Below are 17,949 nucleotides of genomic sequence, written 5' to 3'. Positions count from 1 at the left end.
GCAGTTGCGGATTACAAAATCGCGCCATTGGTTTGTTTGCGTACTTTTTCAATCGTCCGCATTTTATGATCCCAACATTCTTGCGAGAGATCAACTGGGTACTTCTGTGGATTCAAATCACGTTTGTACTCATCCCAAAGGGAATCCAAGCAATTCGTCGCATAGGCTTTGACGTGTTCTAAGTCAGGTACTTGATACACTTGCTGGCCATCTACAAAGATATCTTGCAACAATGGTCGCGCATCAAAGTTCGTCACTGTTTTGTTGATAAAAGTGTGAACAGGATGGAACATGAACAGTTCGTCTGCTGCTTGCGGATTTTCTTCCCATAGCGTGACATAATCGCCTTCTGACTTGCCGTCCGATTTACGGGTGATCCGCCAGACTTGTTTTTTCCCAGGGGTCGAAACCTTTTCGGCATTGCTGGATAATTTGATGGTGTCGATCATTTCTCCCTGCTCATTTTCGATGGCAACCAGTTTATAAACCGCACCTAATGCCGGTTGATCGTAAGCGGTGATCAGCTTGGTGCCGACACCCCATACATCGATTTTCGCCTTTTGCATTTTCAAGCTTAGAATCGTATTTTCGTCTAGATCATTGGAAGCATAGACTTTGGCTTCCGTGAATCCCGCTTCATCCAACTGTTCACGGACTTTTTTCGAGATATAGGCCATATCGCCGCTGTCGATCCGCACACCTAAGAAATTGATCTTATCCCCCATCTCTTTGGCCACACGAATCGCATTTGGCACACCTAAACGCAAGGTATCATAGGTATCGACTAAGAATACGCAATCTTTGTGGGTTTGGGCATACGCCATAAATGCATCATAGTCATTGCCGTAGGATTGCACGAGGGAATGGGCGTGGGTTCCGCTGGCTGGGATGCCAAAAATCTTCCCTGCCCGCACATTACTCGTCGCATCCGCTCCGCCAATATAAGCCGCTCGGGTCCCCCAAATGGCTGCATCCAATTCTTGTGCCCGACGTGAACCAAATTCCAACAAGGGATCCGTGCCGATCACGGATTTGATGCGGGCCGCTTTCGTGGCGATCAAGGTTTGGAAATTGACCATATTCAGTAGCGCTGTTTCGATCAGCTGCGCTTGTGCTAACGGCCCTTCTACTTGAATGATTGGTTCATTGTTGAAGACTAAATCGCCTTCTAACGCTGAACGAACGGTACAAGCAAACTTGAACTCCTTTAGATACTCTAAAAAGGCTTCTGGGTAGCCGCCGATTTCTCGCAAGTAGGCAATATCCGTTTCTGAAAAGGATAAATCGTTCAAATAATCGATCAAACGTTCCAGACCGGCAAAGATCGCATAGCCATTTTCAAAAGGCATGTCACGGAAATAGCATTCAAACACCGCATTACGGTCGGCTCTGCCTAACTCCCAATAGGTTTGCATCATGTTGATTTGGTAGAGATCGGTGTGCAGCGTCAAGCTGTCATCTTTAAATAATTTCTGCATGTTCTTACTCCCTCTAGCTTACTTCTTCTCATTATAGCAAAAAAAACACAAAAGACAGAAAAACTTGTTTTTTCAAAAAAAAGTTGGGCTTTTGCCAGTACAAGGCAATCCATCTGAGAACAAATTGCTCCAAAGCATGGGTCAGCCTCCTACTTATTGCGCATTATTTGCGCGCTCGTATAAGGTCGCCCCTTTGTTCAACGTTTGATTGCTCTTGCAACGTGCATGTCCCAACTTCTTTCAACTAGTGTTCTTTCACAGGCAATTGAACAAGAATGACATCTTTTCTCGGTTTAGAAAAGGTGATGCCTCTTGCTTCCATTTCTTTACGAATATTGATATTGACGGTCACGTCTTTGCGATCGACCTTCAGCAAACGATGAATCGCTGTATCGACTTCTTCCCGACTGATTTTCTTTTTATTGTTGATCAATACTAAAGAAATCGTATCAAAACTATCCACATAGAGAATCTGCGTCCGATCAAGCGAATACAATTTATAGTATTTGATCGCTATTTTGTCGAATAGATACTTGGAGATGTTCGGGTAAAAAGTTTCCATATTTAGATTTTGGTTTACTGGGGTTTCAATCAACTTCATGCACAACATCCTCTCTCGAAACTAATTCTGTTAAAATAAAGCGGCCAACACCGCCGTCTTCCGCGCGCTCAATGGTTCGATCACAAACTGCTTTGATCGCTGGGCTGGCATTTGCTACAGCCAAAGAAACATCCACCGCTTCAAACATCGCAAGGTCATTTTCACCATCACCGATCCCGTAGCTTTTGGCAGCGGGAAAAGCTTCTAAAAAGCTACGGATCGCCGCACCTTTGGTCGCCAATGGATCAACGATTTCCAGTGTTTGGACAAAGGATTGAAAAATCGCTGCCGTTTCTGACTGGATCATCGCCCGCAGCCGTTCTCTTTTTTCGTCTGACGCTTCCATCAGTTCGATTTTGATGACCTTTATCTCTGGATGTTCCTTCATAAACTGCAACACGTCGTCTTTATGAAGGCATTCGTTGTAGAAGAACTCGTATTTGTAGTCAGCGATGATTTGCCCTCGCTCCCCTAACTCCGCGAGTAACTGCTTACGGCTTTCTTGAAATTGCGCTTCATACAAATGCGCTTGTGGGGAAATGATGCCATGGTCAGTATGTAAGAAATAAAAAACCGCTTCTGTCTCTAAGATACCAATCACTTGTGCCAATGTCTTATAGGGTAAGGTATGCGTCAAAACAGGCGCTTCTCCTTTTATCATCAGACCGGCGCCGTTTCCGAAAATCACATCGCAGGAAAGGCCTTCTTCCGCCATCATATCTTGAACAAGCTCAAATCCTCGCCCTGTGACAAACACAAAGTGATCCCCTTGGGCTTGCAAACAACGGATGGCTTCTTTATTGATCTCATGAATCGGGTGCCCCATTTCTTGAAACGTCCCATCAATATCAGAAAAAACTATTTGCATCTTATCTTCCTTTCTTTGTTATAATTATAGCACATTTTAAAAAACGCAAAAAAATTTTCTTGACTTTGTCGTTACGTCAACCTTTAGGATACAGGTGTAAGGAGGGAAAAGCCGATGGAATATACGATCAGTGCCTTAGCCAAACTGTCAGGAGTCAGCAGCCGTACCCTGCGGTATTATGATCAGATCAAGTTGTTACAACCGCAACGCACCAACTCAGCTGGTTACCGTATCTACGGGAGACAGGAAGTCGATCGCCTACAGCAGATTTTGTATTTTAAGTCTTTTGGGCTGTCATTAGAAACGATCCGCGGGATCTTGGATGAGCCGCAAGCATCGATCCAAACGGTCTTGTTGCAGCATTACCAACAGCTTTTACAAGAGCGAGCAGCCCTGGACAGTCTTTTGACCACCTTAGCGCAAACAATTGATTATTATGAAGGAGAAAAGACGATGACCGATCAAGAGAAATTCAGTTATTTTAAGAAACAAAAAATTCGTGAAAACGAAGCAAACTACGGTGCCGAGTTACGAGAAACCTACGGTGAGGAGATCATCGAAAAAAGCAACCAAAAGTGGCAGCAGATGACCCAAGTCGATTATCAAGCACTGACCGACAACGAAAACCGCTTATTGCAGCTGTTAAAAGAGCTATTGATTGAAAAGGAAGGGAAACGAATCCCTTCTGACAAAGCCCAAATGGCTTTTGCTGCGCATCAAGCATGGCTTAAACAAGCAGCGCCCTTTTACTCAGTAGAATATCACCGATCTTTAGGGGAAATCTACGTTCAAGACGAGCGTTTTACCGCCTATTACGATCAAAAAGCGGGCGTCGGTAGCGCCCAGCTGTTGAAAGAGATCATTGACCATTACACCGAATCCCTTTAAAAAAACGATGCGCAAGCACTGCCCACTCAGGGGCTTTGTTTGCGCATCGTTTCGTCTATGCTATCGTTTGATGAACTCATAGGGCATGCGATAGTTGCCGCTTTTTTCCATTATCGCCAATTGGACGGCAGTCTCCCCGCAAGCTTGCAAGTGATGATCGATCGTTGAAAGCTGTAGCAGCTCGCTGATGTATAAATTGTCCCGTCCAATCACGAGCCATTCTCCCGGCGCCTGCGACTGGATCCCAGCAGCAACATGATCCCCATTGGTGAAAATCGCTTCGACCCCTTTATCTGCAAAATAAGCAGCTGCTTCTTTGCCATCTTCTTCCGTCAAACAATCCCAAAAGATCAAGTCTTCGGAAAAAGTCGAAAAATAGTCATGAGCCAAACGGACCGTGATTTTTGAATTGCTGCTGAGCTTGCGGCTACGTCCCAATGTCACGCCGATTTTCTGGATACCTTGTTCCTTAAAATACGTAAAGACTTCTTTGATCGATTCCTCTCGATCAATATAGGTGCAACCGTCAGTCAAATACGAGATATTCTCACAAAAGACGATGCGACCGTAAGAACGATAAGGCAATAAGGTTTCGATCGGATTCGCCCGCGAGGCAATGATCAAGGCATCAAAGCTTTTCGCCGCAAATTCTTGCAAATACGCTTCCTCTACTTGCGGATCATAGTTCGTGGCTAAAAGCGTAACCTTATAGCCCCGAGCAAACGCTGCTGTTGTGATGCCGCTCAACAAGCGATCGAAGTACGGATGATTGACAAATGGCAGAATCACACCAATATTTTTGGTTTTGCCAACACTCAATGCCCGCGCGGTGTAATTTGGAATATAGTTGACCTCTTTCATGACAGCCAGAATCTTGCGACGCTTTTCTTCACTGACATACGGATTGTTGTTAATGACTCGTGAAACTGTGGAGACCGAATAACCGGTCAAGCGTGCAATATCCCGAATGTTTGCCATGACTCACTGCTCCTTAAACGAATAATTGTTCTTTCATATAGTCTATCACACTTAACCCACATGTATAAAATTCATAGTAATCATTGTGATGAATAAATCCGATCCGCTGAGACCCGAAGTGTTCATCACACGTCAAGTGACTGATCTCATCCACAGGAATTTCTACTAATCGTTCTTGAAAGAACCCTTTTGGCTTCGTCAATACCAGTTGTTGTCCATCAAAAGCCAACGTTACATAACAACATTCCGCACCATTTTTCTTCATGTATGTATTCATTTTTTCATCCCGCCTTCCTTTTTATAAATCAAGCATACTGTATGAAACGCGTCTCAGAGCAAGTCATTTGTTTCACTTTTTAACAAAAACCGTTCGACCTTCATGTGAATTACTTCGCATATTTTGCTTTTGTTGGTACAATAAAAAGAGAACAGTGCGAAAGGAAGCGCAATTTTTTAAGGAGGACCGCAAAGTGACATTAGAAGAAGCTTTTTTATTAGACACCTTGCGTTGCCGCTTCAAGTTTTTAAGAGAAGAACGCGGATTGAGCCCAAAAGAAGTATGCCAGCATCTCGATGTGTCTTACCCCGATTACACCTTATACGAAGCAGGCGATCGCTTACCCGATGTATTGACGCTGCTACACGCAGCTTCCCTTTATAATGTTTCTGTCGATTACTTACTAGGACAGACAGAACGACCAGAACGGTATTTATGCTAACAATCGACTTTATCGAAAAAACGATCAAATGGTCGTTTTTTCTTTTGTCTCTTTCCCACTTTTAATCAATTAGCAACAATCGTTATCTAATCGAATGAAAAAATCAAAACATGCGGTTCTTCTTGAAAAAAAATGATAGAATAAACCATCATACATAGAAGGAGTTCAAATAAACATGACCTATGCACTAGAACTAACCGATTTACGCAAAGTCTATGCTACCGGCGTTGAAGCGTTGCGGGGCATAAATTTGACGGTAGAAGAAGGCGACTTTTATGCCTTGTTAGGCCCAAACGGCGCTGGAAAATCCACCACCATCGGCATTATCACCTCTCTTGTCAATAAATCTTCCGGAAGCGTCAAAGTCTTCGGCTACGATTTAGACAAAGAATTGGTCCAAGTCAAACAACAGATTGGTCTAGTTCCCCAAGAATTCAATTTCAATCCCTTTGAAACGGTCCAGCAGATCGTGGTCAATCAAGCCGGGTATTATGGTGTCCCCCGCAACGAAGCCATCAAGCGCAGCGAAAAATACTTGAAGCAGTCGAATTTGTGGGAAAAACGCAATGTTCGTGCGCGGATGCTGTCGGGCGGGATGAAACGCCGTTTGATGATCGCTCGTGCCCTGATGCATGAACCACGGCTATTGATTTTGGATGAACCGACGGCAGGTGTCGATATCGAATTGCGTCGGGAAATGTGGAGCTTTTTGCGGGAGCTGAACCAAAATGGCACAACGATCATTTTGACGACCCATTATTTAGAAGAGGCGGAAATGCTTTGCCGCAATATCGGGATCATTCAATCTGGTGAACTGATCGAAAACACCAGCATGAAATCTTTGTTGGCAAAACTGCAATTTGAAACCTTTCTTTTTGATATCGCACCGATCAAACAAGCACCAACGATCACTGGATATCCGATCCAAATGGAAGATGAACAGACCATCGCCGTTGAAGTCGCTCGAGACCAAGGCGTCAACGATCTTTTTGCTCAATTCAGCCAGCAAGGGATCAATGTCCTCTCCATGCGCAACAAATCCAATCGCTTGGAAGAACTATTTTTGAAAATCACCGAAGAAGCACACGAAGCGGAGGAAAACCATGTTTAGTCTTTATTTTACAGCCTTAAAAAGTTTAGCGGTCAAAGAGACCAACCGCTATTTAAGGATTTGGGTGCAGACCCTCGTCCCACCCGTCATCACTACTTCCTTATACTTCATTATCTTTGGGAAAATGATTGGCAGCCGCATCGGCGAAATGGGCGGCTTTTCTTATATGGAATTTATCGTTCCTGGGCTGATCATGATGTCGACGATCACCAGCTCTTACTCCAATGTGTCTTCTTCCTTCTTTTCACAGAAGTTTCAAAAAAACATTGAGGAACTCTTAGTGGCGCCGGTTCCTACTCACGTCATCATTTGGGGCTTTGTCTTTGGCGGACTTGGCCGTAGTATCTTGGTGGGCACATTGGTGACCATCATTTCCCTTTTCTTCGTGCCATTACATGTGTATTCTTGGGTCATCGTTGTCCTAACCCTAGTCATGACCGCCATCTTATTTTCATTAGCAGGGTTGCTAAATGGGATCTTCGCCCAATCCTTTGACGATGTTTCCATCGTGCCAACCTTTGTTTTACAACCATTGACCTATCTTGGAGGCGTCTTTTACTCCATCAGCATGCTGCCGCCGATTTGGCAAACGATCTCCAAAGTCAACCCGATCGTGTATATGATCTCTGGTTTCCGCTACGGCTTTTTAGGCACCATCGATGTCCCAATTTTCCTATCCATCGGTATTTTGGTCTTGTTCATTGTTGTCTTATACAGCGTATGCTGGTACTTGATCCAAAAAGGCCGCGGGCTGCGTAGTTAATTGCAATAAAAAAAAGATGAACTTCGTTAACGAAGCTCATCTTTTTTCTTTTATTAGGCATTCAAAACGACTTTTTCCAGCAATGCACCGGCTTGGTGTCTGCCTTCTAAATCAGTACTTCCAGAAAATTGCTGCACGCGATCCATGTTGGTGATCAAAACGATCACCATGGTTTCTTTGCCTTGCTGCTTGATATAAGGTAGATCCATTTGTGCCAGTTTGGTTTGCGGAGTGACTTGCTCCCCAGCTTTGACAAAGACATCAAAGCCTTGTCCGCCAAGTGAAACTGTATCGATCCCCATATGCACAAGAACTTCAACGCCGTTTTGGGTTTTGATCCCGACGGCATGTTTTGAAGGGAACACAGTGGTGACTTCGCCACTGACCGGTGCAAAGATTTGCCCATCTTGTGACTCGATGGCATAGCCTTCTCCCATCATTTTCGTTGAAAAAACTTCATCTGGTACATCTTCTAATGGGACATATTCTCCATGGGTCACGGCATGCAGATCCACTTCGTTGGTGTAACGATCGCCTTCGGCTGCTTGATTTGGTACCAAGAACCAGCTCATTGCAAAGGATAAGCCGATTGCCAAGATGATCCCTAAAACAGCATAGATAAAGTATTCCCCAATATAGGCTGGCAAACTAAAGATACTTGAAAGAATGTACCCATAAATCCGAACACCGAAGAAACTGATGAAGGCAGACGCCACAGAACTACCAACTGTTGCTGCGATGAAGGCTTTTTTATACTTCGACAAAATCCCGAATAACGCAGGTTCTGTGATCCCTAACAAGCCCGAAACAGCCGAAGATAGAATGATCGATTTTTCTTCTTTGGTTTTGACTTTGAAATAAATAGCTGCTGTTGCGCCGGTGATTGCCATATTTGCCATAAACATCATTGGCATCAACATGTCATACCCTTGATTGGCGAAGTTTTGCAAAGCGATCGGGGTCATGGCATGATGCAGACCCGTGAAGATTGCGATTGGACGAATCGCCCCTACCACAATTCCTGCTAAGACAGGCGAGATAGTGAATAACCCAGCCACGCCAGCAGCCAGTAAGTTTCCTAGATGGATACTGATTGGGCCAATGACCGTTAATGTCAAGATACCAGCGACAAACAACGAAATCGTCGGTGTAAACACGGTACGCAGCACTTGTGGTAAGAGTTTATCGACCCAACGGTAAATATAGCTAAGCGCTAGCACGGCAAAGATAATGGGAATCACTGTCCCTGCATAGTTAAAGACGGGTACTGGCAGTACGCCGAACAAACGAAAGGCGGAAATGCTTCCTTCGGCTACCGCATTGGTCATCGTTGGAAATTGCAGCGTTGCCGCGATTGCGATCGCTAAATATTGATTGGTTTTAAAAATCCGAGCGGCTGAGGCAGCAACAAAAAATGGCAAGAATGTAAATACGCCGCTCGCGATCATGTCGATCACTAAATAGGTGTCTGTTTGATTAGAGATGACATTCAAAGCCACCAATCCAGCCATTAATCCTTTGATCATTCCTGCGCCAGCGATAGCTGGAACGATCGGACCAAAAACGCCAGAAACGGTATCCATAAATAAGGAAACGGCTCCTTTTTTCTCTGATGTTTCCCCTTGGTTCGCTTCATCAAGACCTAATTCTTTGGCTAAAGGTGCATAATAATCAGCAACATCCGTTCCTATCACTACTTGCAGCTGATTGCTTTGATATTTTGTTCCTACGACTTTGGGTGTTTTTTCTAACGCCGCATAGTCGACTTTTTTCTCATCCTTTAAATCAAAACGCAAGCGAGTCATACAGTGCCATGCATTGTTGATATTTTCTGATCCGCCAACATCTTTAATAATCTGTTTTACGATGTCTTCTTTGGTCATCTTTTTTTCCCCCTGTTGTTTGCTAACGGTCCTGATCCTTTTGACGGGCGCCCTTTCAGGTGTTTCCGTTTTCACACACATAGTAGCATGCTCACACATACTTGTAAAACCAGTCCTTTTTTGATAAAAACAGAATAAAAACGCTATATATCAACGTTTTATTGTAAAACAGTAAAAAATTGGACTAGTTTTATGGTGTATATCTAGTTTTTATTAGACCAAATTGACAGCGGTTGCCAAGCATGTTTCAATGGCTATAGCAACTAGAGACAAAAATTGGAGTGAATGAAATGACACCAACGATCATCACCGACGTCAAAGCCTTTGCGATCAAACCTGATCGCCATAACCTTGTTGTCGTTAAAGTAGAAACGAACAAAGGCGTATCTGGGTTAGGCTGCGCAACCTTCCAGTTTCGCCCACTAGCCGTAAAAACCGTCGTTGACGAGTATTTACGCCCCCTCTTACTTGGCCGCGATGCCAATCAAATCGAAGATCTTTGGCAAGTGATGAATGTCAATTCTTACTGGCGGAATGGTCCAATCACCAACAATGCCATCTCAGGAGTTGACATGGCTTTGTGGGACATCAAGGGACAATTAGCCGATATGCCATTGTATCAACTGTTAGGTGGAAAAGCGCGTACGGCGATTCCCGCCTATACTCATGCCGTGGCAGATAATCTCGAAGATCTTTATCAAGAAATCGATCGCTTCTTGGCTGAGGGGTATCGCTATATCCGTTGTCAATTAGGCTTTTATGGTGGAAATCCTAGCCAACTGCAAACACCCGATCAGCCCATCGCTGGTTCCTATTTTGATCAAACAGACTACATGGACACAACACTGAAAATGTTTGCTGCGATCCAAGAACGATACGGCAATCAATTTCAAATGCTGCATGACGTGCATGAACGGCTGCATCCAAACCAAGCGATTCAATTTGCAAAAGCCGCTGAACCTTTTAATCTCTTTTTCCTAGAAGATATTTTGCCGCCGGATCAAAACAAGTGGTTGCAGCAACTCCGCAGCCAGTCGGCGACCCCGATCGCGACCGGCGAATTGTTCAATAATCCGATGGAATGGCAAGAGCTAGTCAAAAATCAACAGATTGACTTTATGCGTGCCCATGTCTCACAAATCGGTGGGATCACGCCAGCATTGAAATTGGCTCACTTCTGCGATGCGATGGGCATTCGGATCGCTTGGCACACGCCGTCTGATATCAGCCCTGTCGGCTTAGCCGTCAACACCCATCTAAATATCCATCTGCACAATGCCGCGATCCAAGAAACGATTGCGATCCCAGCAAATACCCAGTCGGTCTTTGGTGGCAGTCCGCAACCTGAAAACGGCTATTTTTATCCGATCGAGAAAAGCGGGATCGGAATCACGTTCGATGAAGCAGCAGCTGCGGAATTTCCCGTGGTTTACCGTCCTCATGAATGGACCCAGAGCCGTACACCAGACGGCACATTGATCACTCCTTAAACACAACAAAAGACATCCCCTGTCCAACCGACGGGGGATGTCTTTTGTTCTTTCTGGATAAAAAAGACGCAACTGGCAAATTTGCTTTTCCAAATCAATCGATGCGTGAGCGATGGATCTCACGGTCAAAGGGACGGATGTAGGTCACGGCATAATCAATGGCAACGATATTACTGAACTCATACACGCGGCCGTCTTCTAAAATCGCCCGATTGCTGATCTGCATTGCCGGCGTCCCCCGCTTGCACAATAAAATGCCCGACTGCGCAGTCGATGTGGTGATGGGGGTATAGCTGGTGATGTAGTGGGAAATGCGGTACCCGCAGCTTTCGACATAGCGTTGGATCGAGTGCTCCACGATTTCTTGTGTCAATTCGGGAAATAGGCTGACGGGCAATTTAGAGGTTTCCAGCTGTTCGATTTTGTAATTAACGATCCGCACTCGTTCAAAGGTCCAGACTTCCTCTTCTGGGCCTATTTGGAAAATCTGCTGTTCATCCAACGTTGCTGCCGCTTTACTCAATGAAATCATTTTGGAATGGATGCGGTCATAAGGGGTGCGGGTCAAGGAATTAAAGATCATTGGGTTTTTGACCCATTTTTCATGGATAAAAATCCCTGAACCTTGAACCACTTTGACGATCCCGATCTCTTCAAGGTTTTTGATTGCTTGCTGGATCGTAAACCGAGAAACGCCATAGGTTTGCGCAAGGGTTCTTTGGTTGGGTAGTTTGCCGGCAGAAAATTCTTCCTGATAGATTTTACTCAACAGATCTTGCACGATAAATTCACGTTTTTTCATAATGGCTCCTTTATTTGAGCGGGAGCGATCTCGCTCATGGACCAACTGCAAGTCTTCATATCGATACGACCACTGGCTTTGAAGACCACCCCTTCATCGACGAGTGCTGCTTTTCGCACATTGGCGGAGGGACCAACTAAGACGCCATCTGCCCGCACGACTCGATGAGCAGGGACATCCTGAGGGCTCAAGCGCATCGCTCGACCGACTGCCCGTGCGCCGTTGATTTGTCCCAATTTCCACGCAATCTGACTATAGGAGACGACTTTACCAAAAGGGATCTGCCGCGCCAGCGCATAGACTTCTTCATAGAATGGATTCATACTACTCGCTCCTTCTTTGATTCTTTCTATCATAGTAATGGATTCCCTGCCAATAGTAAATGACCAGACGCAACTTTAGCAATAGCCATCCAAACACTCGATTCCTTCTCTAGCAAGCCAAGAACGAATCGAGTAGTCATTAGTTTGGAAAATCAAAGTAGGTTTTCGCATTGTGATAGGAGATGTCTGCGACGATCTGCCCTAAATACATTTCATCTGCTGGCAGTTGTCCGTCTTCCACCCATTCACTGATCACCTGACACAAAATCCGCCGGAAATACTCGTGGCGTGGGTAAGACAAAAAGCTGCGAGAATCCGTCAGCATGCCGACGAAGTTTCCGAGAATCCCGCCTTCTGCTAGGGTCGTCAACTGATGCCGCATGCCAGAATACGTATCATTGAACCACCAAGCAGAGCCTAATTGCAGCTTACCTTTGCTTTCTTCTTGGAACGCCCCCATCAGCGCAGTCAACACCGGATAATCTTTGGGATTCAGTGAATACAAAATTGTCTTCGGCAGTAAGCTTTCCGCCTGAAGCTGCGCCAATGTCCGACTTAAGCCGTTCGCTAGACGGTCGTCCCCCATCGCATCACCGCCGCTATCAGGTCCTCGTTGTTGGAAAAGTTTTTGATTGTTGTTGCGAGTCGCCATCAGATGCAATTGCGCGGTCCAGCCTTGCTTTGCGTATTGGCGCATCAAGTCAATCAGCAAGCCGGTTTGAAACTGTCTGATTTCTTCATTAGTCAGTGTTCCAGTGGTCAAACGCTTCTGAAAAATCGCTTCAAGTGCAGCGGTATCGTAGGCTTCTTCTCCAAGACGTGATAGACTGTGATCTGCTAAACGACAGCCCCGTTGCTGGAAGTAGGAAATACGCACGGTCAATGCTTCAACCAGCGTTTGATAGCTAGTGATTTCTTTGCTCGCAGCTGCAGCCAATTGCTTAAGGTATGCTGGAAATTCTGAATTCTGCAGATTGATTGCTTTGTCAGGACGAAAGGTAGGATACACAGCAAAGGATTCTTCTGCCAGCTTTTGATGATACGTCAACGAATCAATGGGATCATCCGTCGTACAGATCACCTCAACAGCCATCTTTTTGATCAGCCCTCGTGGTGAAAATTCCTTCGTTTGCAGCTGTTGATTGGCTTTTTCCCAAATGCTTGCTGCATTGGCTAGTGTCAACCGCTCATCAATACCAAAGATTCGCTTCAATTCCAAATTGGTCCAGACATATAAGGGATTGCCAATGCAAGCCTCCAAGGTCTGCGCCCAAGCACAGAATTTTTCGTAGTCATCAGCATCGCCAGTGATCAAAGATTCTGCAACACCATTGGCTCGCATTAAGCGCCATTTGTAATGGTCCCCCGCCAGCCACGCTTGGGTCAGATTGGTGAAGTTTTGGTCTTCGAAAATCTCTTTCGGATCTAAATGACAATGGTAATCAATGATCGGCTGCTTTTTTGCATACTCATGGTATAACTGTTTGGCAAAGCTGTTTTTCAAAATAAAATCGTCAGTTAAAAACATTTCTTCGCTCCTTTTCTTAACGCCCCACGCTCTTGTCGATGGCTTCCCACAACCCTAATAAGTAGGAAGCGCCGATCGCCCGATCATATAAGCCATAGCCTGGACGTCCCTTCTCTCCCCAGATCATTCGCCCATGATCTGGTCGAATATAGCCGTCAAAGCCATTTTTGTACATCGCTTCTAGGATCTGATACATGTCTAACGAGCCTTCAGAGGAGAGATGCGGTGCTTCATAAAAGTCTTTGTCATTGCCCAAGTATTGAATGTTACGAACATGAGCAAAAGGAATCCGGTCCCGGCGACAAAACTCAGCCAAAATCTCATAGACATTATTGGCTGGGTCTTCGGCGATACTGCCAGTACAAAGTGTGATACCATTTGACGGACTGTCGACCACGTTGCAGACCCAATCCAAATCATCGCGGTTTTTAACGATACGAGGCAGACCAAAAATCGAATAGGGAGGATCATCTGGATGAACAGCCATCTTGATGCCGACCTCTTCACAGGTGGGAATAATGGCTTTTAGGAAGTAAGCAAAGTTTTCTCTTAATTTGTCATCATCGACATCCTTATACGCAGCAAACAATTCTTTGACATGTGCCAAACGTTCTGGTTCCCAGCCTGGCAAGGTATAGCCAGAGCTTGACTCCTCAACTTCTTTGACGATCTCTTCTGGGTCTTTGTCAATCCCTGCTTTTTCAAATGCCATCGTAGAAGAACCGTCGGCTAAGCGATAATCGAGATCCGTTTTGATCCAATCGAAAATCGGCATAAAATTATAGCAGATCACTTCGATCCCATATGCTGCCAAATTACGAATCGTTTTTTTGTAGTTTTCGATATACAGGTCTCTCGAAGGCAAGCCAATCTTGATGTCATCATGAATATTGACGCTTTCGATCACCTTCAGGGAAAGGCCAACTGCTTCGACTTCTTCCACGAGCGCCTTGATCCGTTCTTTCGGCCAAACTGCCCCAGCAGGCAAATCAAAGAGTGTGCCGACGATGCCTTTCATTCCAGGAATTTGACGGATATCTGCTAACTTGATTTTATCGTAGTCTTTTCCATACCAACGAAATGTCATTTCCATTTTTTATTCGATCCCTTCTACTGTTTCATGTAATGTTTTACGGACTGCGCCGGTTCCTGCCAGCATCTTAGCGAACAAGTGACCCACCTTTTCAGTGATTCCTGCTTGATAGAGATCCAAACCAAAAATCTGCGGATTTGCTAGGATTGGTCGAATGATCCCTTGAACATCGGCGGCTGTCCCTAACTGACACTCACGTAAAATCTCTTGTAATTCTGCTAAGAGGGGATCAGGACTTGGACCAAATGGATGGCCTTCATCATCGATCGCTAATAGATAACGCAACCAGCCTGCAATCGCTAAGGGAATGAAAGTCAGCTCAGAAGCCGAGCCTTCTTTCTCCACATACTTTTTGATGGTTTCGCCAAAACGGATGGCGATTTTCTGTGAGGTGTCTGCGGCGATCCGCTGTGGGGTGTCAGGAATCAGGGGATTCGGTAAACGAAGACCGACCACCTCATCGATAAATTTCTCTGGCTGAATAATCTCAGGATCTTCCACTACCGGTAAGCCTTCACGATAGCCGATTCCTTTGATCAAAGCAACAATATCTGGATCGGTCATTTCCGCAGCAATGGATGTATAACCGAGTAAACAGCCGAACAAACTCATTGCGGTATGCAGTGGATTCAAGCAAGTTGTGACTTTCATACTGTCGGTTCTGTCGACGATCTCTCGACTCGTCAAGATCACCCCCGCTTTATCCAAATTCGGGCGACCATTTGGAAAATCATCTTCAATCACCAAGTAATGGGTCGCCTCTGTGTTAGCAAACGGAGCGATATTCGTTCCTTTATCGGTATGGGTAACTGGCAACTGCTGAATGCCAGCTGCTGCTAATTCCTCTGCAACTGCTGTCGAAGGATTTGGCGTGATCCGATCGATCATTGACCACGGAAACGTCACCTGCGCGTTGTTTTCTAAGTATCGGACAAACGCTTCTGAAACATGCCCCAGCTTTTGCCATTCTTTTGCGATGGTGACAATCGCCATTTGGAAACGGAGCCCATTTTGCGAAAAATTATCGGTGGAGACCATGGCGATCGGAAGTGCCCCTGATTGAAAACGATCCCATAAAAAGCTAGCCAAAATGCTCATTGTATGGTTGACCTGATGGGGACCCGCAGCGAGATCCGCTTGTACGACAGGTAAAAATTTCCCCTGACTGTCTTTTAAGCCATAGCCTTTTTCTGTGATCGTTACGGTAACCAACTGTAGTGACGGCTCCTGAAATACTTTGCGTATTTGCTCATAACTCGCAGCACGGGAAGGATGGCAATAATAACTAGCCGCCGTTGACTGGAGCAATTTTTTCTCCAACCGTCCCCCTTCATGCATGACCACTTCTAAAATATCATTCTCGTAAGGGGCATATACTTGATCAATCACCTGTTCATCAAAGGTTTCACAAACTACGATTCCTTTTGTCAGCGCTTGTTGATCGATCAACGTTTGGGCTACTTCTGCGTGAAATGCCCGATACAAATTTCCCCCACCAAAGTGTAACCATTGAAACTGAGTATCTGATTGATCCGTCACTTCTTTGGGAACGATCGGCATCGTAACTCCTGCCTGCTTCAAGGCAGCAAAATCAAACATCCTACTTCCTCCTTTTTCTTAAAACTGATATATTAGTATTCTAGTTCATTCTATACTGAATTGCAAGCCTTTACAAAAGGTTATTCAACTTATATACTAGTTTTATTACTCAAAACTATCCCTAGGCACCTTCCTTCAGAGTTTTTCTTTAGAAGGTAATTGAATGCCTGATACAGAAAGAAGCGTTTATGTTGAACCCTACAAATTTTCAATCACAAGCTTATGAATCAATCAAAGAGTTGATTTTAACCGCCAAACTGATTCCCGGTCAAAAAATATCTGAAAAGGAATTGGAGCAACGGCTAACCATTGGCAGGACGCCGATCCGTGAAGCAATTATTCGTCTGCGCCGTGAAGCACTGATCCATGTCGTTCCCCAAAGCGGCACCTATATTTCTAAAATCAGTATCAAACAAATTGAAGAAGCTCGTTTTGTCAGAGAGACGCTTGAAAAAGAAGTATTCGTAGCGGCCTGCCAAGCCATTACAGAAGAGCAGCTGAAAGAACTAGAAAAACTCGTTATTTTGCAGCGGACCTATGCCCAATTGAAGGATGAAATCGAGTTTTTCCAACTCGACGAGGCCTTCCATCAGTTGATTTATAAAATCGCCGACAAAGAAAATGTCTGGAATTGGCTACAAACGATCAATCTGCCTTTAAATCGCTTCCGCTTCTTACGTTTAGAGGTGGAGGAATTGTCTTGGGAAATTATTTTGCGGGATCACGAAGAAATCTTAGCCACTTTAAAAGAAAAAGACCAAGCCAAAATTGCTCCCTTGGTCGGACAACACATTGATGTCATTGATAACGATTTGATTTTTGTGGAAAAGGCCTTTCCCGATTACTTTACGGAGTAAAGCTATTTGAAAATCATGGACCTTAAAAACCACCCTCGTCGAGTAGATTGCCTACTTGACGAGGGTGGTTTCATACGCTGAACAAGCGAGAATACGCTCATTCGATTGGGTGATAACTAAAGCCTTGGCCCAGTACTTCTGAGACATTATTGACGATCACAAACGCTTTTGGGTCAATGGTCTCAATGATTTGTCTGATCTGCATAAATTCTTGGTCGCTGGCCACGATCAACAGTACTTGTTTGTCTGCTTGCTGGTAGCCGCCTTGGGCAGCCAATAGTGTGGCACCACGAGCTGTTTTATCAAAGACTGCTTCTCGAATCTCGTTCACGTGGTTCTCACTTAAGATCATGATGGATTTCTTCCGGTTAAAGCCCGTTTCAATATAGGTCATCACACCAGAGGTGATCACGATCGATAATATCGCAAACAAGAACTCTTCAAACCCGAAAACGAACAAGTTCATGGAGACCACGATCGCATCGGTCGCCAGCAGGCCAATCGCTGGATTCAAATTAAAGTATTTCTTGAAAATCAGCGGTGGAATCGTTGTACCGCCGCTGGAAGATTGATTTTTGTACAAAATCGCTACTCCTAAAGCAAAAATCGCACTGCCAAATATCACGGAAAGCAGCCGATCTTCAGCCACCATATATTCTGGGACTAAAGCAATTGCTACTGGAAAAGCAAAACTACCATAGAGGACTTTCAAAAAAGGCCCCTTCCCTAAAAAGGCATAGGCAAGAATAAGCATGAGAATATTCAAGACCATGATCACAGCCGCTCGATCCCAACCGAGGGCTGACTCTAATAAAATACCGATTCCGCTGACACCGCCAGCTGCCACATGATGCGGGCCTAAAAATAAATTGATGCTTGCCGCTAACAAGAAAAGTGCTGCGGTGATTTTTCCATAGGTTTTCAGAATTGTCATTTGTTTCCTCTTTTCTCTGTCATTTTCACGGTTT

General features: G+C 44.8%; 18 protein-coding genes. 6 read left to right on the top strand and 12 right to left on the bottom strand.

Annotated elements, in window-relative coordinates; translation table 11 throughout:
* Positions 1-11: 11 nt before the first annotated feature.
* From IGI89_RS08590 to IGI89_RS08580, 3 genes are all read right to left on the bottom strand, one after another.
* Positions 12-1,478 (bottom strand): nicotinate phosphoribosyltransferase, encoded by a 1,467-nt coding sequence (locus IGI89_RS08590; RefSeq protein ID WP_005234120.1) that lies wholly within the window; start codon positions 1,476-1,478, stop codon positions 12-14.
* A 244-nt stretch (positions 1,479-1,722) separates the two neighbouring features.
* Positions 1,723-2,079 carry a DUF1827 family protein gene (locus IGI89_RS08585; RefSeq protein ID WP_008380681.1) on the bottom strand — a complete coding sequence of 119 codons (357 nt, stop codon included), beginning with the start codon at positions 2,077-2,079 and terminating at the stop codon, positions 1,723-1,725.
* Positions 2,066-2,947, bottom strand: coding sequence for an HAD-IIB family hydrolase (locus IGI89_RS08580; RefSeq protein ID WP_005234118.1), 882 nt, complete (start codon positions 2,945-2,947; stop codon positions 2,066-2,068). Before IGI89_RS08580 ends, IGI89_RS08585 begins: the two co-directional genes overlap by 14 nt.
* 114 nt (positions 2,948-3,061) lie before the next feature.
* Here IGI89_RS08580 and IGI89_RS08575 point away from each other — a divergent pair, with 114 nt between their 5' ends.
* Positions 3,062-3,835, top strand: coding sequence for a MerR family transcriptional regulator (locus IGI89_RS08575; RefSeq protein ID WP_438735534.1), 774 nt, complete (start codon positions 3,062-3,064; stop codon positions 3,833-3,835).
* 60 nt (positions 3,836-3,895) lie between these two features.
* Here IGI89_RS08575 and IGI89_RS08570 read toward each other — a convergent pair whose 3' ends face one another.
* Positions 3,896-4,813, bottom strand: coding sequence for a LacI family DNA-binding transcriptional regulator (locus tag IGI89_RS08570; protein WP_008380675.1), 918 nt, complete (start codon positions 4,811-4,813; stop codon positions 3,896-3,898).
* Positions 4,814-4,826: 13 nt separating this feature from the next.
* Positions 4,827-5,090: a hypothetical protein gene (locus IGI89_RS08565; RefSeq protein ID WP_005228502.1), complete on the bottom strand. Its 264-nt coding sequence runs from the start codon at positions 5,088-5,090 to the stop codon at positions 4,827-4,829.
* A gap of 193 nt (positions 5,091-5,283) precedes the next feature.
* Between IGI89_RS08565 and IGI89_RS08560 the strand changes: the two genes are divergently transcribed.
* The 3 genes from IGI89_RS08560 (at position 5,284) to IGI89_RS08550 (ending at position 7,406) form a co-directional block, all read left to right on the top strand.
* Positions 5,284-5,532 carry a helix-turn-helix domain-containing protein gene (locus tag IGI89_RS08560; protein ID WP_005234115.1) on the top strand — a complete coding sequence of 83 codons (249 nt, stop codon included), beginning with the start codon at positions 5,284-5,286 and terminating at the stop codon, positions 5,530-5,532.
* A gap of 175 nt (positions 5,533-5,707) precedes the next feature.
* On the top strand, positions 5,708-6,643 hold the full coding sequence (locus tag IGI89_RS08555) for an ABC transporter ATP-binding protein (protein ID WP_005234114.1): 936 nt from the start codon (positions 5,708-5,710) through the stop codon (positions 6,641-6,643).
* On the top strand, positions 6,636-7,406 hold the full coding sequence (locus tag IGI89_RS08550) for an ABC transporter permease (protein WP_005228499.1): 771 nt from the start codon (positions 6,636-6,638) through the stop codon (positions 7,404-7,406). The genes IGI89_RS08555 and IGI89_RS08550 overlap by 8 nt, the downstream gene beginning before the upstream one ends.
* A 53-nt stretch (positions 7,407-7,459) precedes the next feature.
* On the opposite strand, the gene IGI89_RS08545 is transcribed toward IGI89_RS08550, so the two are convergent.
* Positions 7,460-9,289 carry a glucose PTS transporter subunit IIA gene (locus tag IGI89_RS08545; protein ID WP_061053186.1) on the bottom strand — a complete coding sequence of 610 codons (1,830 nt, stop codon included), beginning with the start codon at positions 9,287-9,289 and terminating at the stop codon, positions 7,460-7,462.
* 290 nt (positions 9,290-9,579) lie between these two features.
* Between IGI89_RS08545 and IGI89_RS08540 the strand changes: the two genes are divergently transcribed.
* Positions 9,580-10,779, top strand: a complete 1,200-nt coding sequence (locus IGI89_RS08540) for an enolase C-terminal domain-like protein (protein ID WP_005234111.1) — start codon at positions 9,580-9,582, stop codon at positions 10,777-10,779.
* 94 nt (positions 10,780-10,873) lie between these two features.
* Here IGI89_RS08540 and IGI89_RS08535 read toward each other — a convergent pair whose 3' ends face one another.
* The 5 genes from IGI89_RS08535 to IGI89_RS08515 all read right to left on the bottom strand — a co-directional run bounded on the left by IGI89_RS08535 (position 10,874) and on the right by IGI89_RS08515 (position 16,124).
* Entirely contained in the window at positions 10,874-11,581 is a 708-nt protein-coding gene (locus IGI89_RS08535; protein ID WP_086316517.1) for a GntR family transcriptional regulator, read from the bottom strand.
* Positions 11,578-11,904 (bottom strand): MGMT family protein, encoded by a 327-nt coding sequence (locus tag IGI89_RS08530; protein ID WP_438735533.1) that lies wholly within the window; start codon positions 11,902-11,904, stop codon positions 11,578-11,580. The genes IGI89_RS08535 and IGI89_RS08530 overlap by 4 nt, the downstream gene beginning before the upstream one ends.
* A 139-nt stretch (positions 11,905-12,043) precedes the next feature.
* The gene (gene uxaC, locus IGI89_RS08525; protein ID WP_438735532.1) at positions 12,044-13,432 is read right to left on the bottom strand and encodes a glucuronate isomerase; all 1,389 of its coding nucleotides are present in this window, start codon (positions 13,430-13,432) and stop codon (positions 12,044-12,046) included.
* A gap of 16 nt (positions 13,433-13,448) precedes the next feature.
* Positions 13,449-14,525, bottom strand: coding sequence for a mannonate dehydratase (uxuA, locus tag IGI89_RS08520; RefSeq protein ID WP_142437419.1), 1,077 nt, complete (start codon positions 14,523-14,525; stop codon positions 13,449-13,451).
* 3 nt (positions 14,526-14,528) lie between these two features.
* Positions 14,529-16,124, bottom strand: coding sequence for a mannitol dehydrogenase family protein (locus IGI89_RS08515; RefSeq protein WP_438735531.1), 1,596 nt, complete (start codon positions 16,122-16,124; stop codon positions 14,529-14,531).
* A 188-nt stretch (positions 16,125-16,312) separates the two neighbouring features.
* Between IGI89_RS08515 and IGI89_RS08510 the strand changes: the two genes are divergently transcribed.
* Complete coding sequence (locus IGI89_RS08510) at positions 16,313-16,981, top strand: GntR family transcriptional regulator (protein WP_005234106.1); 669 nt, start codon at positions 16,313-16,315, stop codon at positions 16,979-16,981.
* Between the two features lie 97 nt (positions 16,982-17,078).
* On the opposite strand, the gene IGI89_RS08505 is transcribed toward IGI89_RS08510, so the two are convergent.
* On the bottom strand, positions 17,079-17,915 hold the full coding sequence (locus IGI89_RS08505; protein WP_005234105.1) for a YitT family protein: 837 nt from the start codon (positions 17,913-17,915) through the stop codon (positions 17,079-17,081).
* Positions 17,916-17,949 lie beyond the last annotated feature (34 nt).

It is taken from the genome of Enterococcus sp. AZ141 (genome assembly GCF_051714385.1).
In the GTDB taxonomy this organism is placed as follows: domain Bacteria; phylum Bacillota; class Bacilli; order Lactobacillales; family Enterococcaceae; genus Enterococcus_D; species Enterococcus_D entomosocium.
The sequence above is the reverse complement of the archived record's forward strand: the minus strand, read 5'-3'. Positions and strand labels throughout refer to the sequence as shown.

Bases quoted from the DNA above. Each gene is read 5' to 3' on its own strand.
- IGI89_RS08590 (WP_005234120.1), bottom strand. From the start codon at position 1,478: ATGCAGAAATTATTTAAAGATGACAGCTTGACGCTGCACACCGATCTC.
- IGI89_RS08585 (WP_008380681.1), bottom strand. From the start codon at position 2,079: ATGAAGTTGATTGAAACCCCAGTAAACCAAAATCTAAATATGGAAACT.
- IGI89_RS08580 (WP_005234118.1), bottom strand. From the start codon at position 2,947: ATGCAAATAGTTTTTTCTGATATTGATGGGACGTTTCAAGAAATGGGG.
- IGI89_RS08575 (WP_438735534.1), top strand. From the start codon at position 3,062: ATGGAATATACGATCAGTGCCTTAGCCAAACTGTCAGGAGTCAGCAGC.
- IGI89_RS08570 (WP_008380675.1), bottom strand. From the start codon at position 4,813: ATGGCAAACATTCGGGATATTGCACGCTTGACCGGTTATTCGGTCTCC.
- IGI89_RS08565 (WP_005228502.1), bottom strand. From the start codon at position 5,090: ATGAATACATACATGAAGAAAAATGGTGCGGAATGTTGTTATGTAACG.
- IGI89_RS08555 (WP_005234114.1), top strand. From the start codon at position 5,708: ATGACCTATGCACTAGAACTAACCGATTTACGCAAAGTCTATGCTACC.
- IGI89_RS08550 (WP_005228499.1), top strand. From the start codon at position 6,636: ATGTTTAGTCTTTATTTTACAGCCTTAAAAAGTTTAGCGGTCAAAGAG.
- IGI89_RS08545 (WP_061053186.1), bottom strand. From the start codon at position 9,289: ATGACCAAAGAAGACATCGTAAAACAGATTATTAAAGATGTTGGCGGA.
- IGI89_RS08540 (WP_005234111.1), top strand. From the start codon at position 9,580: ATGACACCAACGATCATCACCGACGTCAAAGCCTTTGCGATCAAACCT.
- IGI89_RS08535 (WP_086316517.1), bottom strand. From the start codon at position 11,581: ATGAAAAAACGTGAATTTATCGTGCAAGATCTGTTGAGTAAAATCTAT.
- IGI89_RS08530 (WP_438735533.1), bottom strand. From the start codon at position 11,904: ATGAATCCATTCTATGAAGAAGTCTATGCGCTGGCGCGGCAGATCCCT.
- uxaC (WP_438735532.1), bottom strand. From the start codon at position 13,432: ATGTTTTTAACTGACGATTTTATTTTGAAAAACAGCTTTGCCAAACAG.
- uxuA (WP_142437419.1), bottom strand. From the start codon at position 14,525: ATGGAAATGACATTTCGTTGGTATGGAAAAGACTACGATAAAATCAAG.
- IGI89_RS08515 (WP_438735531.1), bottom strand. From the start codon at position 16,124: ATGTTTGATTTTGCTGCCTTGAAGCAGGCAGGAGTTACGATGCCGATC.
- IGI89_RS08510 (WP_005234106.1), top strand. From the start codon at position 16,313: ATGTTGAACCCTACAAATTTTCAATCACAAGCTTATGAATCAATCAAA.
- IGI89_RS08505 (WP_005234105.1), bottom strand. From the start codon at position 17,915: ATGACAATTCTGAAAACCTATGGAAAAATCACCGCAGCACTTTTCTTG.